This is a genomic window from Brachybacterium fresconis (assembly GCF_017876515.1).
Classification (GTDB): domain Bacteria; phylum Actinomycetota; class Actinomycetes; order Actinomycetales; family Dermabacteraceae; genus Brachybacterium; species Brachybacterium fresconis.
Window position 1 is genome coordinate 4,356,187 of sequence record NZ_JAGIOC010000001.1, and the last position, 13,501, is coordinate 4,369,687.

At 68.9% G+C, this 13,501-nt stretch carries 18 protein-coding genes; 7 read left to right on the top strand and 11 right to left on the bottom strand.

Translation table 11 applies throughout. The annotated features are described in order from the left end of the window. Positions 1–4: 4 nt before the first annotated feature. Entirely contained in the window at positions 5–844 is an 840-nt protein-coding gene (locus JOF44_RS19310; protein WP_209895240.1) for a spermidine synthase, read from the bottom strand. A 96-nt stretch (positions 845–940) separates the two neighbouring features. Between JOF44_RS19310 and JOF44_RS19315 the strand changes: the two genes are divergently transcribed. Then, positions 941–1,414 carry a GNAT family N-acetyltransferase gene (locus tag JOF44_RS19315; protein WP_209895243.1) on the top strand — a complete coding sequence of 158 codons (474 nt, stop codon included), beginning with the start codon at positions 941–943 and terminating at the stop codon, positions 1,412–1,414. Between the two features lie 65 nt (positions 1,415–1,479). Here JOF44_RS19315 and JOF44_RS19320 read toward each other — a convergent pair whose 3' ends face one another. After that, positions 1,480–1,836 (bottom strand): HIT domain-containing protein, encoded by a 357-nt coding sequence (locus JOF44_RS19320; RefSeq protein ID WP_209895245.1) that lies wholly within the window; start codon positions 1,834–1,836, stop codon positions 1,480–1,482. A gap of 153 nt (positions 1,837–1,989) precedes the next feature. Between JOF44_RS19320 and JOF44_RS19325 the strand changes: the two genes are divergently transcribed. Next, entirely contained in the window at positions 1,990–3,420 is a 1,431-nt protein-coding gene (locus JOF44_RS19325) for a YfcC family protein (protein ID WP_209895246.1), read from the top strand. 88 nt (positions 3,421–3,508) lie between these two features. On the opposite strand, the gene JOF44_RS19330 is transcribed toward JOF44_RS19325, so the two are convergent. Continuing rightward, on the bottom strand, positions 3,509–4,174 hold the full coding sequence (locus JOF44_RS19330) for a LysE family translocator (protein ID WP_301473051.1): 666 nt from the start codon (positions 4,172–4,174) through the stop codon (positions 3,509–3,511). Between the two features lie 91 nt (positions 4,175–4,265). On the opposite strand from JOF44_RS19330, the gene JOF44_RS19335 reads away from it, so the two are divergent. After that, positions 4,266–4,964: a DNA alkylation repair protein gene (locus JOF44_RS19335; RefSeq protein WP_245349024.1), complete on the top strand. Its 699-nt coding sequence runs from the start codon at positions 4,266–4,268 to the stop codon at positions 4,962–4,964. A gap of 14 nt (positions 4,965–4,978) precedes the next feature. On the opposite strand, the gene JOF44_RS19340 is transcribed toward JOF44_RS19335, so the two are convergent. The 3 genes from JOF44_RS19340 to JOF44_RS19350 form a co-directional block, all read right to left on the bottom strand. After that, complete coding sequence (locus JOF44_RS19340) at positions 4,979–5,965, bottom strand: endonuclease/exonuclease/phosphatase family protein (protein ID WP_209895250.1); 987 nt, start codon at positions 5,963–5,965, stop codon at positions 4,979–4,981. 10 nt (positions 5,966–5,975) lie between these two features. Continuing rightward, positions 5,976–6,377 carry an MmcQ/YjbR family DNA-binding protein gene (locus JOF44_RS19345; protein WP_209895252.1) on the bottom strand — a complete coding sequence of 134 codons (402 nt, stop codon included), beginning with the start codon at positions 6,375–6,377 and terminating at the stop codon, positions 5,976–5,978. 66 nt (positions 6,378–6,443) lie between these two features. Then, positions 6,444–7,133, bottom strand: a complete 690-nt coding sequence (locus JOF44_RS19350; protein WP_245349025.1) for a TetR/AcrR family transcriptional regulator — start codon at positions 7,131–7,133, stop codon at positions 6,444–6,446. Positions 7,134–7,258: 125 nt separating this feature from the next. On the opposite strand from JOF44_RS19350, the gene JOF44_RS19355 reads away from it, so the two are divergent. After that, positions 7,259–7,912 carry a hypothetical protein gene (locus tag JOF44_RS19355; RefSeq protein ID WP_209895254.1) on the top strand — a complete coding sequence of 218 codons (654 nt, stop codon included), beginning with the start codon at positions 7,259–7,261 and terminating at the stop codon, positions 7,910–7,912. A 67-nt stretch (positions 7,913–7,979) separates the two neighbouring features. Here the strand turns inward: JOF44_RS19355 and JOF44_RS19360 are convergent, their stop codons facing one another. Continuing rightward, positions 7,980–8,513 (bottom strand): P-loop nucleotide/nucleoside kinase family protein, encoded by a 534-nt coding sequence (locus JOF44_RS19360; protein ID WP_209895255.1) that lies wholly within the window; start codon positions 8,511–8,513, stop codon positions 7,980–7,982. Between the two features lie 147 nt (positions 8,514–8,660). On the opposite strand from JOF44_RS19360, the gene JOF44_RS21205 reads away from it, so the two are divergent. The 3 genes from JOF44_RS21205 (at position 8,661) to JOF44_RS19370 (ending at position 10,014) form a co-directional block, all read left to right on the top strand. Next, positions 8,661–8,942 (top strand): methyltransferase domain-containing protein, encoded by a 282-nt coding sequence (locus JOF44_RS21205; protein WP_342591857.1) that lies wholly within the window; start codon positions 8,661–8,663, stop codon positions 8,940–8,942. Next, positions 8,858–9,121 carry a hypothetical protein gene (locus JOF44_RS20895; protein WP_245349026.1) on the top strand — a complete coding sequence of 88 codons (264 nt, stop codon included), beginning with the start codon at positions 8,858–8,860 and terminating at the stop codon, positions 9,119–9,121. The genes JOF44_RS21205 and JOF44_RS20895 overlap by 85 nt, the downstream gene beginning before the upstream one ends. 89 nt (positions 9,122–9,210) lie before the next feature. After that, complete coding sequence (locus JOF44_RS19370; protein WP_209895257.1) at positions 9,211–10,014, top strand: GNAT family N-acetyltransferase; 804 nt, start codon at positions 9,211–9,213, stop codon at positions 10,012–10,014. 456 nt (positions 10,015–10,470) lie between these two features. Here the strand turns inward: JOF44_RS19370 and JOF44_RS19375 are convergent, their stop codons facing one another. From JOF44_RS19375 to JOF44_RS19390, 4 genes are all read right to left on the bottom strand, one after another. Then, complete coding sequence (locus tag JOF44_RS19375; protein WP_209895259.1) at positions 10,471–11,157, bottom strand: hypothetical protein; 687 nt, start codon at positions 11,155–11,157, stop codon at positions 10,471–10,473. Between the two features lie 112 nt (positions 11,158–11,269). After that, entirely contained in the window at positions 11,270–12,283 is a 1,014-nt protein-coding gene (locus JOF44_RS19380; protein WP_209895261.1) for an IS481 family transposase, read from the bottom strand. Between the two features lie 96 nt (positions 12,284–12,379). Then, positions 12,380–12,910, bottom strand: coding sequence for a hypothetical protein (locus tag JOF44_RS19385; RefSeq protein WP_209895263.1), 531 nt, complete (start codon positions 12,908–12,910; stop codon positions 12,380–12,382). A gap of 113 nt (positions 12,911–13,023) precedes the next feature. Next, positions 13,024–13,458: a hypothetical protein gene (locus JOF44_RS19390; protein ID WP_209895265.1), complete on the bottom strand. Its 435-nt coding sequence runs from the start codon at positions 13,456–13,458 to the stop codon at positions 13,024–13,026. Positions 13,459–13,501: the final 43 nt, after the last annotated feature.

Below are 13,501 nucleotides of genomic sequence, written 5' to 3' on the forward strand. Positions count from 1 at the left end.
CCGATCATCGCAACGGCTTCCGACCGATCTCCTCGAACGCCTCGAGCGTCTCGGCGGGGTCCAGCACCGCGGCCGGATGCGGACCCTCCCGCTTCCACGCCGCGCGCCACGCCTCGACCCCGGGGGAGGACAGAGCGCCACCGGCCAGCAGCACCATGTTCCCGTCGGCCGGGCGGGTCAGCAGCGAGGCGTGGGTCAGCGTCCACACTCCCGTGAGGCCCTCCGCCGCGGAGGCGTCCTCCAGCTCGCGGACCTGCCGGGTGAGGAATCGCTGCCCTGCGTCGTCGCCGACGTTGATCAGCAGCAGCCCGTCGGCCTCCAGGTGGCCCAGCGCCTCACGGTAGAAGTCCTGGGTGGCCAGGTGCGCGGGGGAGGCCTCGCCGGAGAACACGTCGAGCACGATCGCATCGAACCGTCGGGAGCCCATCGCGGCGAGCTCCTCGCGGGCATCGCCGATCACCACCTCGAGATCGGTCCCGGCCGGCAGCGGCAGCGCCGTGGTGACCAGTGTGGGCAGCTCCCGCTCGATCTCGATCACCAGCTGGGCCGAGCCGGGCCGCGTGGCCTGCACGTAGCGGGCCAGGGTGAGCGCCCCGGCGCCCAGGTGCGCGATCCGGATCGGCCGGCCTCGCGGCCACACCTCGTCCAGGACGTTCGCCATCCGTCGCAGGTACTCGTGGGCGATGTGCGTGGGGTCGGCGAGATCCACATGCGACTGCTCGACGCCTCCGATCTGCAGCACCCACCCGCCGACGACCTCGTCCTGGACGATCCAGGCACTCTGGTCGCAGCGGCGCAGCTGCGCGCTGCGGGGGGCTCTGCCGGGGGAGGGGGTAGGGGGCATGGAGGCATTGTCGTCGACGATGCGGAGCCAGGGGCGGCGGGCCCAGCAGCGGGATCGCGAGGATGCCGACCGGCGACGTGCGGGATACTCCCGTCCATGGACACTCTCGAGATCGCCGACCGCAGCTTCCGCGTGACCCGGGCTCGTGCGAGCGACGTCCCGGTGCTGGTCGCGCTGCTGGCCGACGACGTGCTGGGGCGGGGCCGCGAGAGTGATGTGCTGGAGCCCTATCTCGGGGCGTTCGAGCAGATCGACGCCGACCCCCACCAGCTCCTGGTCGCCGTGCGGGACGAGGCCGAGCAGATCGTCGCCACCGTGCAGCTCACGCTGCTTCCGGGTCTGTCCCGCGGCGGTGCCACCCGGCTGCAGATCGAGGCGGTGCGCGTCGGCGCCTCGGCGCGCGGGACCGGCCTGGGCAGCGCCCTTCTGGCGTGGGCGCACGACTGGGGCCGCGAGCACGGGGCGGTCCTCGCGCAGCTGACCACCGACGGGTCGCGGACGGATGCTCATCGTTTCTACGAGCGGCTCGGCTACGAGCCCAGCCACGTGGGGTTCAAGCGGCCGCTGTGAGCGGAGCAGCCCGGCTGATCCCGCGTGCGGGGCCCGGTCGGCACTCGCTCCGTCGGCCGACCCGGTCAGCGCCGGGGACCGGAGTGGATGTGCACGTGCAGGTGCTTCGAGTCCTGATAATCGCCGAGATTCGTGAGCACCGCGGCGGCGCCGTGCTTGCACTCCACCTCCGCCGCCACCTGCTGGATCACGCGGATCAGGGCGCGGAGATCGGCCTCGTCCTCGCGCCCGGCCGCGGTGAGCGAGGCGATGTGCCGCCGCGGCACCACCACGAGATGGACCTGCCAGAACGGGCGCGTGTGGTGGAAGGCGAGCACCCGCTCGTCGAGATGGACCACCTCGAGCGCCCCCGGGTCCGGGATCGCGACGTCGCAGTAGAAGTCGGTGCCGGAGTAGGCCGGGGGCGGCGTCGAGGGGGTCATGCTCCCAGTATCCCGGTCGGGGGCGGGGGAGGTCCGAACAGACCTCCCACGGCACCGCTGCTTGTGTGAGCATATAGGAGAGCTTATGGGTGGGATGGGGGCCTCTCCTCGAGAGATCCCGCGCCCGCCGACCCCGACCCCGACCGGAGGACCATGTCCACCCCCGCTGCCGACGCGCCCGCGACCGATGAGACCGCGCCGAGGGACCGCTTCCCGCACGTCTACGTCATCCTCGTCCTGTTCGCCCTGCTCGCCGCGGTGGCGAGCTGGATCGTCCCGGCGGGCATGTATGAACGCATCCCCGGCCCGAACGACCGTGAGGTGGTCGACCCCGACAGCTTCTCCTTCATCGAGCAGTCGCCCGTCACGGCCCTGGAGCTGCTCACGGCGATCCCGCGCGGGCTGGTCGATGCCGGGGCGATCGTCTTCTTCGTCTTCACCATCGGCGGCATGTTCGAGGTGGTGCGGCGCACCGGCCTGATCGACGTCGCGCTCGCCGCCATCGCGCGCCTCTTCGCCGGCCGCGGGGTCGCCGTCATCCCCGTGCTGATGATCATCTTCTCCCTGATCGCGAGCTTCATCGGGGTCCCGGAGCTGTCGCTGGTCTACATCCCGGCGATCCTCCCGCTGATCCTCAGCCTCGGGTACGACCGGGTGGTGGCGGCCGCCGTCGCCCTGCTCGGCACCGGGGCCGGCTTCGCCGCCGGCTTCCTGAACCCGATCAACACGGGGCTCGGCCAGCAGATCGCCGGGCTCGAGCCGTTCTCCGGCATCGGCCTGCGCATCGCGCTGTACATCGCCTACCTCGCCACCGCGATCGGCTACATCATCTGGTACGCGAGGCGGGTCGCCGCCGACCCGACCCGCTCCGTCCTGCACGGCCACGCGGACACCACGGTGCGTGAGCGGGACAAGCTCGACCTCGACGCGATCCCGAGCTTCACCGGCCGCCAGAAGGCCGCCGGGATCGCCCTGCTGCTGCTCGCGGCGCTGCTGGTGTGGGGCATCATCACCCAGGGCTGGTTCTTCCCCGAATTCGCGGGCATGTTCATCCTGATCGCCATCGTCGTCGGGCTGGTCGCGGGGATGAGGACCAAGGACATGGCCGAGGCCTTCGATCAGGGGCTGCGCGACGTCCTCGCCGGGGCGATCATCGTCGGCGTCGCCCGCGGCGTCGCGATCGTCCTCGAGGACGGCAACATCCTCGACACCATCGTGTTCGGACTCGGAGAATCGGTCGGCTTCCTGCCGCCGGTGCTCTTCGTGGTCGGGATGTTCCTGGTCCAGGCCGTGTTCAACCTGATCGTCCCCTCCGGCTCCGGACAGGCCCTGGTGACCCTACCGGTGCTGGCGCCGCTGTCCGACCTGCTGGGCGTGACTCGCCAGAGCGCCGTGCTCGCCTACCAGACCGGCGACGGCATGACGAACCTGATCTACCCCACGTCCGGCTACTTCATGGCCGCGCTCGCCGTGGGTCGCGTGCCGTGGAACCGCTGGGTGCGCTTCTACGCGCCGCTGCTGGGGATCTGGGTGCTGATCTCGATCGGATTCCTGGTGTTCGCGCAGCTGACCGGGTGGAGCTGAGGGCGACGGAGCCTCCGGGATCCGAGTGCCCCTGTGACGAGCTCCGTCATCCGGGACGAGATCGGGGCGGACGGGACGGGCAGATGCGTCACGGCCGGGTGCCGGAGACCGCCACGGAGGCGCCGACGCCGATGATCGCCAGTCCGCCCGCTCGTCCGATGGCCGCCATCCGCCGCGGTGAGGAGCCGAGCCAGGTCCGGGCCTTCCCGGCCGCCAGCGCCCATGTCGTGTCGGTCATCAGCCCGATGAGGATGGGGACGATCCCCAGCAGCAGGATCTGCCGGGTTGCGCCGCCGGCTGCGGGATCGACGAACTGAGGGACCAGCGCCGTGAAGAGGATCAGGGCCTTCGGATTGGTGGCGCCGACGATCACGCCGGTGCGGGCCGCCGCCCACGGGGTCTCGGTCGTCCGCGTCGTGGAGCCGTCGGCCTCGCCCGCTCCGTCGCCCTGCGTCGCCGGGACGGGACGAGCGCTGCGGAAGGTCCTGACGCCCAGCCACAGCAGATAGAGGATCCCGGCCCACTTGATGACCTGGAACAGCAGCTCGGAGCGCTCGAGCAGCGGGCCCAGACCGAGGGCGACGGCGAGTCCGACGAGGTAGCAGCCGATCGCGTTGCCGATCACGCTCGCCAGGGCCGCCGGACGTCCTCGACTGAGCGCTCGGCCCACCACGAACATCACGCTGGGGCCGGGGACCGCGATCAGCAGCACGCAGGCCAGGGCGAGCGCTCCGGCGTGGGACAGGGTGATCACCGTCAGGAGTGTAGTGGTGGGCATCCCGGTGCAGGCATCGCGGCTGACGCACCGTAATCTGGGCCCACGACCACGCAGGCGAGGAGGCGACATGATGCAGGTGGGGACGGGCAGTTCCGCTCTCGAGGCGGAGGTGGACGAGGTGCGGGCAGAGCTGGCCGAACTCGCGGACCCGAGGATCCTCGCGGTCAACGCCAAGCGCGGCGACGACCACGCCGTGAACCTGACCGCGCTCCGCGCGATCGCGAAGCGCCTGGGGAAGCGGCCCGATCTCGCCCGGGAGCTCTGGGCCACCGGTGCGAGCGCCGAGAAGCTGGTGGCGATCCTGGCCTCGAAGCCCGCGCAGCACGGGCCCGGCGAGCTCGACGCCATGCTGCGCGAAGCCGGTACCCCGAAGGTGCACGACTGGCTGGTGAGCAACCTCGTGATGAAGAGCCGCCACCGTGAGCAGCTGCGTCTCGCCTGGCTCGCCGACGCCGATCCCGTCGTCGCGAGCGCCGGCTGGGCCCTGACCAGCGACCGGGTGGTCAAGAAGCCAGAGGGGATCGACCAGCCCGCTCTGCTGGACGTGATCGAGGCCGAGATGCCCGGCGCGCCCGAGCGCCTGCAGTGGGCGATGAACACCTGCCTGGCCCAGATCGGGATCACGAATCCCGCACTGCGGGAGCGGGCCCGGGGCATCGGCGAGCGGCTCGGGGTGCTCCGGGACTACCCGACGCCCCCGAACTGCACCTCACCGTTCGTGCCGACCTGGATCGACGAGATGGTGGCTCGCGCCGACGGGCGCTGAGCTGCGCGGTCCCCTCAGCGGGGAGAGGCGACCTCGACGATCAGCGCCGTGTGATCGCTGCCGTCGACGGTCTCGTACTGGGGCGCGCCGCCGAGCACGCCGGCGCCGACCAGGGCGTGATCGATGCGGGCGAAGGGCGGGATCCACGTGCCCGTCGGCCAGGTGGGATGCCACTGCGGGCCGCCGGTGCCCGCGCTCGGGCGGGCGAGATCGTCCAGCGCGCTGTCCGCGGTGAGCTCACGCATCGTGTGATGCTGCGCGATCGCGTTGAAATCCCCGACCAGCAGCAGGTTCTCCTCGTGGAACGGCTCGGCGAGACGGTCGATGGCGGCGGCGTCCTCGGTCCAGGCGTCGGCACCCATCTGCGGGGGCGCGGAGTGGATCACCCCGATGTGCCACAGCTCGCCGTCGATCGTGGTGGTCGCGATCAGATTCTCGAAACGGGTGCTCTCGGCCCGGGCGGCGAGCTCGACCGGGGTGCGGGACAGGACCATCGAGCCGCTCGCGGAGGTCTCGCTCGTCCCCACCTGGTGCGGGAACTCCTCGAGCAGACCGGCGGCCGTGAGCTCCTGCTCGAAGCTCGGGGTGTACTCCTGGAAGGCGAGCGCATCCACGTCGGGGGTGATGAGCTGCGCGATCTCCTCGACGTCGGCCCGGCCGTACTGGAGGTTCAAGGAGAGCACCGTGAGGGTGCTGTCGACGGCGACGGGTGTGTCCGACACCGCCGTGCGGGGGAGCAGCGGCCAAGCGAAGAGAGCTGTCGAGGCGACCAGGAGGGCGGCCCCGAGCAGACGCCACCGGGCGCGCAGCACCAGGATCAGCCCGAGGCAGGAGATCAGGACGGGGATCCACAGCAGCGGGATGACGGAGGCCGCGGCGATGACGACGGGGTGCCAGGTGTGCAGCGAGGTGAACACTCGCAGGATCAGCAGTGCCGATGCCGCGAGCGTCCCCGGCACCAGCAGGCCCCACCCCAGGACCGATACCCCCGTACGGATCATGCGGGGGAGTCTACGGGGCTGGTGAATCGCGGGGACGGCTGACGAACGAGGCCGGGTCCACCGGGCGCTTCGCCCGCGGCAGACGCTCGACGACGAGCAGGTAGGACTCGGTGACGAGCTCCCGGATCATCTCCTCGTCCAGGTCCCCGCCCGGCTCGAGCGTGATCCAGTGCCGCTTGTTCATGTGATAGCCCGGAGTGATGTCCGGGTGCGCCTGTCGCAGCGCCTCGGAGTCACGCGGATCCGCCTTGAGAACCACGATCGGTCTCCCGCGGACTTCGGTGAGCAGGAGGAACATCCTGCCCACGACCTTGAACACCCCGTACTCCGGGCCGAAGGGATGGGTCATCTCCGCTGCCGGGAGCTCCTCGGCGCGGATGCCGGCCGTCTCCTGCAGGGTCTCGCCGTCCATGTCGTCCTCTCGGGGTATCGGCCGCGGATGTTCTGGGGTCCTCGTGTCCCTGTGCGCGCGGCGGGTTCACGGCGGGGACGATGCGCCGCGCCCGTCGGAGGTCGTCGCTGCGCCCGTCGAGAGCACGGCGTCGGCCGCAGCGTACAGCGACTCGGACTCGACCTGGACGAGCGAGTCCTCGGCAGGCAGAGCCCGCTCCAGCGCGAGGCCGTTCAGCACGGTGCCCAGGAAGCGCGCGCGGCGCGGAATGTCCTGCTCGGGCACGGAGACCTCCTCGGCCAGCACCCGCAGCCACCCCTCCATCCGCCGCTGCCCGTCCCGCTGCGTCGCGAGATAGGCCTCGCGGACGGGCTCTGTGTGCTCTGCCGCGATGAAGGAGCCGGTCATCTGAAGGATCGACTCGCGTGCCCGAGGTCCTGTGCCTCCCATGTCCAGCACCTCCCGCAGGCTGCGGACCAGCCGGTCCCGCGCGGGGACCGTGGTGTCGCTGATGCTGCTCTCGGGCATCACCCAGTCGAAGATCCGGCGCATCACCTCGTCCCGCAGGCCCTGCTGGGTGGGGAAGTGGTGTCGCAGGGAGCCCGAGCTCACCTCGGCCCGGGCGGCGACCGCGCGCACGCTCAGCCGTGCGGCGACCCCGTCCTCGCCGATGATCGCGGCGGCCGCCGCGAGGATCCGCTCGCGGGTGGGCATCTCCTGCTGGTGGTTCTCCTGCTGGTCGACGAGTCGCTTGTCGCCTGTCCGTGGCTCGTTCATCCGCTCCTCGTTCATCCATACCCCGACTTTCCTCCGATACAGCGTACTAGAACGGCGTGCTAGCGTGCAGACTGCTCGACCAGCACAGTGTGTTGGTTCGACGTCCGAGTGCCGAGGAGGCCCCGATGTTCCAGCAGTGGCGTCGCCGTCGTGCGGTGAAGCGCATCGAGCCCGGTGATGGCAGTTCCCTACGGCGGTTCCGCTGGTGGCAGCTGCTCGGCCGGTCCATGTTCCATCGTGATCTTCCCGTTCCCGTCGAGGGTCCTGTGCGGTACACCGTGGATGTACGGCAGTGGAAGACCGACGAGAACGGGTACGTGAAGGTGCATCTCTATCGCGACGGGCTCCAGCACGCCGTCGCGCGGGCTCCGGCGCTGTTCCCCGTCGAACGCGGCACGATCGAGGTGGCCGCCAGCAGCTTCGGGCTGAAGCGCTGCCACTACGTCGCCGACGACGGCACGGAGCACCAGCTCACCCCTGATCCTTGGTCCGCGGAAGGCCGCCGAGCCCGCTTCGAGGAGCGCCGGCCCGTGCTGAGCCGCGTGGTGGGCGCCGTCTCGATCGTGGCCCTGCTGGTGGGCGTGGTGCTTCTGCTCCAGGAGATCGCCGTGCCGATCCTGCAGATTCCGCCGATCGCGGAGCGGATCGGGACCGTCGAGCCTCTGATCCGCCTGCCGCTGTGGCTGACCATCACCCTCGCCCTCGCGGCCGCGCTCGCCAGCACGGAGCGGGCTCTGCGTCTGCGCTACCACTGGCTGCTCGATGCGGCCGGGAACTGACCGGGCTCCCACTCCTCGCCGCTCAGCGACCTCTGTGTCCGGTCACGTCGAGAAGGGCTGTGGCCGCTCACGCGGGATCTGCACATCGACCGGAGGCGAGCTCCCGGGCGACTGCTCTGACGCATTCCGGATCATCCGTGCTTCTCGCATCGACGACGATCGCGTCCTCGCCGGTGGGAGGCTCGAAGCTCGCGGCATGCTCGTGAAGCACGGCGTCGGTGACGTCGGCGCGCCCCTGCGATTCTCTGTTCGCACGGACACGTCCGCGCTGCAGGTCGAGGGTGATCTGCACCCAGATGAGCGCGAAGGGCGCGCCCGCGGCCTGCGCCGTGGTGCGCCAGGCGTCCCGAACGAAGCGGGGCGAGCCGGTGTCATCGATGACGACATGATGACCGGCCTCGAGGAATGCGCGTGCCCGCTCATGAGCTATCCGATTCGTCCTCGCCCATTCCTCCGACGGGATGCCCTGTCCGCCATCCAGGCCACGCTCCGCATTGATGAGATCGAGGCTCATCAGGTGCGCCGGCAGCTCCCGGGCAAGGCGCGCTGCCAGCGTGCTCTTGCCGGAGAAGGACAGACCGCACATCAGCGTCAGTGCCATGTCCTGACAGTACTGCCCGTGAGTCCCGGATACGGTGACGTCCCGGCGATTCCACACCCCAGGTCGGAGAGTGACGAGCATGTCCGACGACGACGCTCTTGCGCGGGCCTGCTAGGCGGCGGACGAGACGAACTTCCTCAACGCCTGGTGCGAGCGACCGGCGATGGTCGACCTCGCCGGGGACGTCGAGGGCGACGCGTCCTGGACGCCCGGTGCGGAGCGGGGCCCCTGACCGCCGCTCTGCGCGAGAAGGGCGCGATCGTGAGCGGCTTCGACCTCAGTCCCAGCATGATCGACCTGGCGCGTGAGCGTCTGGGCGTAGACGCGGATCTGCCGGTGGCTGCTTGGTCACCTACCCGGGGCACGATTACTTCGCCGTCACCCGGTATTCCGAAGAGTCCGAGTTCGACGGGCAGAGCGCGGTCCTGACCTCCTGGCATCGTCCGCTGCATGCCGTGATTGATGCGTTCCTCGGGGCCGGTCTTCGGATCGCGGTCGTGAGCGAGCCACCGTGGTCGCCCGACACTCCTGCCGAGCTGCTCCCGACCGACATGGGCGCGTGCACCGCGTTCGTGTGCTTCCTCTTCGTCGCCCTCGACGCTCCCTGATCCGCATCCTCATCCCACCCGGCTCCCGAGCGCCTCGACGCCCACAAAATGCATTGCCAGAGCCTGGTGGCCGGAACAGCATGGTGCCGATGACGAAACCCGCGCAGTACCTCACCGCCTACGACGAACAGCTGCGCACGGACGCGGAGGCCCCGAGCGCGACCGGCGTGAGGCGGCTCGGCCCGCTGCATCTGGTGACGTTCGCGGGCGGCCGGGGCTTCATCACCTACCGCGACCTCGCTGAACTGGACGCGCAGGCGATCCGCGATCTCGTCGCCAGTGCGCTGGAGCACTATCAGGCGGATCCGAGCATCACGCGCGTGGAATGGAAGACCCGAGGCCACGACCTCGCCCCCGGTCTGCACGAGGCACTGATCGCTCACGGTTTCGAGCGCGGTGAGACCGAATCGATCATGATCGGCCCGCTCGAAGCACTCTGCCAGGACGTCGACGGGCCCGAGGGGGTCACGATACGACGCGTGACCTCCGAGGCCGAGGTCCGCGCCATGAGCGCGATGGTCGACGAAGCATTCGGCGTCGACCCGGACCCGAGCAGCGGCGATGCGCTCCTGGCGCGACCGGCGCTGGGCGACGGCATGGAGCTCTGGGTCGCGGAGACCGAGGGCCGCATGGTCTGCGGCGGCCGACTGGAGCCGGTCACCGGGACGGACTTCGTCGGCATCTGGGGTGGAGCCACGCTGAAGGCGTACCGGGGCCGGGGCATCTATCGAGCGCTCACGGCCGCGAGGGCTCGCTCCGCTCTGCGCCAGGGCAAGTCGCTCGTCCACAGCGACTCGACCGAGTTCTCCCGACCGATCCTCGAGCGCGCCGGAATGATCAAGGTATCGACCACCACGCCGTACACCTGCCGCCCCGTGCGTGAATCGGCATGAGCCGGCCTCGGCGCGTTAGCACCCGCTCAGCGCCGCTCATCGACGAGCCGACTGCTGATCCGGCGCTGCTGAGGACACGTGCCGCCGCCGGCCTGCCGGAGACCGGGCGCTTTCGTCCGAAGGCCGGCTGGGTCAGCCGCGCGTGGGTCGGCGACGATTCCACGAAGCCGCGGTCGCCGAGTTGCTCGCCGGAAGCGAGGTCCCGCACGCCCGGTGCATCGCCCACGTCCCCCATCGTTGCCAACTGACTGATCGATGAGACTGCTGCCAACTTGCCGAGAACATCCAACAACGTTGTAGGTTCTCGCGCGATCTGTCAGAAGTGCGGTGCTGTGACCTGCGGTGTGACGAGACCGGTACGCGGCTGGATTCTCACGAAGTGTCGGATTCCTCAGAATTTCGTCGAGGCAATCGTGGCAGCCAGAAGCGACGGGCAAGGACACCGGGACCTCTATTTCACGGGCGAGTAATGGTTCGCTGAACCAGCTCGAGCGCGTCTATGGCGTCCGCAGTCGTGACGAAAATTTTGCCTTCGGTGACATCGTCGGAGCCCTCTTCCGTCAGTGACCAAGTCACCTGCACCCCCTGGGCTCGCGGGTCCCGCGCAACAACGACGAGCTCGTCATGGTCGATCGACCATGCCTTCTGCGGTCGGAAAGAGTCGGGGGATAGCTCAATCTCGACGTCTTCCCCGACATTGCGCCAATGGACCTCGCGCTCGCGGCTGATCAGAGGGAGCTCTTCGAACTCATCCGTCAGGGCGGTCGCGAACCCTTGAGTAGGGACGATGCTCTTAACCACCATTCCAAACGTCAAGCCATCCACCTCGCGCCAGTCTGCTGCCTCGCAACCTTGGAAGACCATTGTGAGCCGGGGCTGGGACACGTACCTGTCGCAGACTACGGAGAGCAACGTCGCGGGTAGAGCTGCACCGAGCAGGCGTGTCTTGCCGGTCGCCACTCTGTCGGACCTTCCGCTCCGCCAGAGGTCGAGGCGGGCCTCTTGCTGTTCTGTGGAGAGCGACTCGGGTCCTGCGTGGAACTGCAAGGATGCGGGAAGCCGCGGCGCTGCCGAATCCTTTGTTGGAGAATCCAGAAACGTCTGCTCCTCGTGGTCGTAAAGCATCTCCATGAGCTCGTCCATCCGCTCGACGCGAGAGACGGGGCCCGGAGCCCCGAGCTCGACATTCACCGGCGACCGCCCCGACCCCCGTGCGATGAGCGCCATGAGCTCGGCGGCCTTCGCCGGGCGTGTGCTAGATGTAGTTGGTCATGACGTTGTCGACGCCCGTGTGGAGGCGTGAGGCCGGGGGCTGGTCGCCGCAGGCGGTGTGGGGCCGATGGTAGTTGTAGTGATGGACCCAGACCGCGATCGCTTCGCGCCGCTCGGCCTCGGAGGCGTAGGGACGGGCGTAGAGGCACTCGTCGGCGAGGATCCTCTGGTAGCGCTCGATCTTGCCGTTGTGCCGGGGTGTGTAGACCCTGGTCCGCTGGTGCCTGCTGATGAACGCGCAGGTCGAGCGGCTAAACGCCGAGGCGGTGTAGTTCGGGCCGTTGTCGGTGACCAGGCGCGTGATCCGCGTGATGCCGTGCTCGGCGAAGAACACCCTCGCGCGGTGGAAGAACCCGATCGTCGTGGTGGCCTTCTCGTCCTCGAGCGGTTCGGTGTAGGACAGGCGGGAGAAGCCGTCTTCGATGGAGTGGAGGTAGGTGTAGCCGACCTTCTCCTGCTTGCGTGCACGCTTGCCGGCGAGGACCTGCTCGCTGCCGCGCCCGTGGACCCGCCAACCCCCGCCGTCGGGGATCTGTCCGACCTTCTTGACGTCCATGTGGACCATGTGTCCTGGGTAGCGGGCAGTGATCTTTCCTGGTGAGCGCAGGTTCTCGCCGTCGGGGGTAATGTCGCGCAGGCGGTTGAGCCCGAGGCGGTCCAGCCACCGGGTCACTGTGCGCACGGCGCAGGCGAACCCGTGCGCGTCGGCGAGCTCGCGGGCGATCCGGCGCGCGGACCACTTGTGCTTGCGTCGCCAGTGCTCGACCTTCTCCAGCACCCAGACCGGCAGCCGTGACGGGCGGTTCGCCGGCGCGCTGGAGTGGTCCTTGAGGCCGGCATCGCCGTGCTCGCGGTAGCGGGCGACCCATTTCGACAGGGTCGTCCGCGCAATGCGGAACTCGGAGGCGACATGGGCGATCGGGCGGCCGGAGTCGATGACCTGATCGACTGCTCGCTGTCTTCCGACCGGGGTCAGTGGCGCATTACGGTGGTGCATGGAACGGGTCTCCTCCTGCTCGACGTTTGGCTTCAGCACCACCCATCGTGCAGCCCAGGGGCCCGTTCCTTCATCCCCTACGCGGCGTCCACAACGTCATGACCCGCAACAGCTAGAGCCATCGCGTATGTACACCGCCCCGTCTCGAAGGTTGTTCTTCTCCTTGGTCCTGCGGTCTTTGGCCTCGCTCTGGTAGCTGGTCCAACACGGAAAGACTGGCTGCCCTGCCGTCGGCGGAGGTGCGAGGACGAAGAGTACCTCGCGGTCGTTCTGGTCGGCGGGGAGACGCTCAAACATGAACTGCGGGAAGCCCTGGCCCAGATATTTCTCGATCCGATCACGAAGCTGATGGGGCTCTGTACCCGCGGGGACGCCTGGAACGGCATCCTTCTGCGCGCCAATCACCAGTACCGCATAGCCGCCGAAGTTGCGGGCAGCATCCTGCGGCTTTCGGTTTGAGACGCCGAGTAGGAACTTCGCAACTTTCGAGAAACCCTCGGGCTTCGTCAGATCCAGGGGCCCCTTGATCTCAAGAAAGTCCGTCTCCGCAGCGTCGCCGTTCTCGCAGATGCTAGTAAGAATCTGCCTCCGAGCGTCCTCGCCGAAAGGCGGAAGTTGGGTGTCCATGGGGCATGCTCCTGGATTCGTTGCGGGGATAATATGCCTGGACAGGGCAGGTCGGGCAGGACTGATGCACGTTCAGGTGAGTCGGGGTTAGGACGCCAGAGGGACGTTCTGGGTCATGATGGTCTCGTACTCGAAGGGCGGTGATCTCCCGTGCGGAGCGGCCAGTGTTCCTCGTGAACGTATGGGACGGCGACGACCTGCACGGCATCGTCGTAGACGATGCGGCCGGGGCGCTCGGTGCGGAGCTCGACCCAGGGCACCTCGTACTTGTTGAGGAGGACGGTGTAGCGACGGGCCATCTGCAAGAGGGCCAAGGCGTCGTCCTTGAACCAGGACCGTGCGCCGGGGTTGACCGTCGTGCTGTAGCACTCTGCGGCGACGGTGCTCGGATCGGTGTAGGCGCGGTTGCCATGGGCGTTCTGGCGACGTACCCACTCAGCGTCGTCTTCAGTGAGCAGACCGGAGTCGCGAAGGCCGTTCGTCATCGCGAAGATTCCAGGGTAAGTACCGCGGCTGTTCGGTACCGCACTCTGGAATCGCAGGAACATCGGTCCAGACTAGACGGAGCGGCGCGAGCTTTTGGCCGGGGCG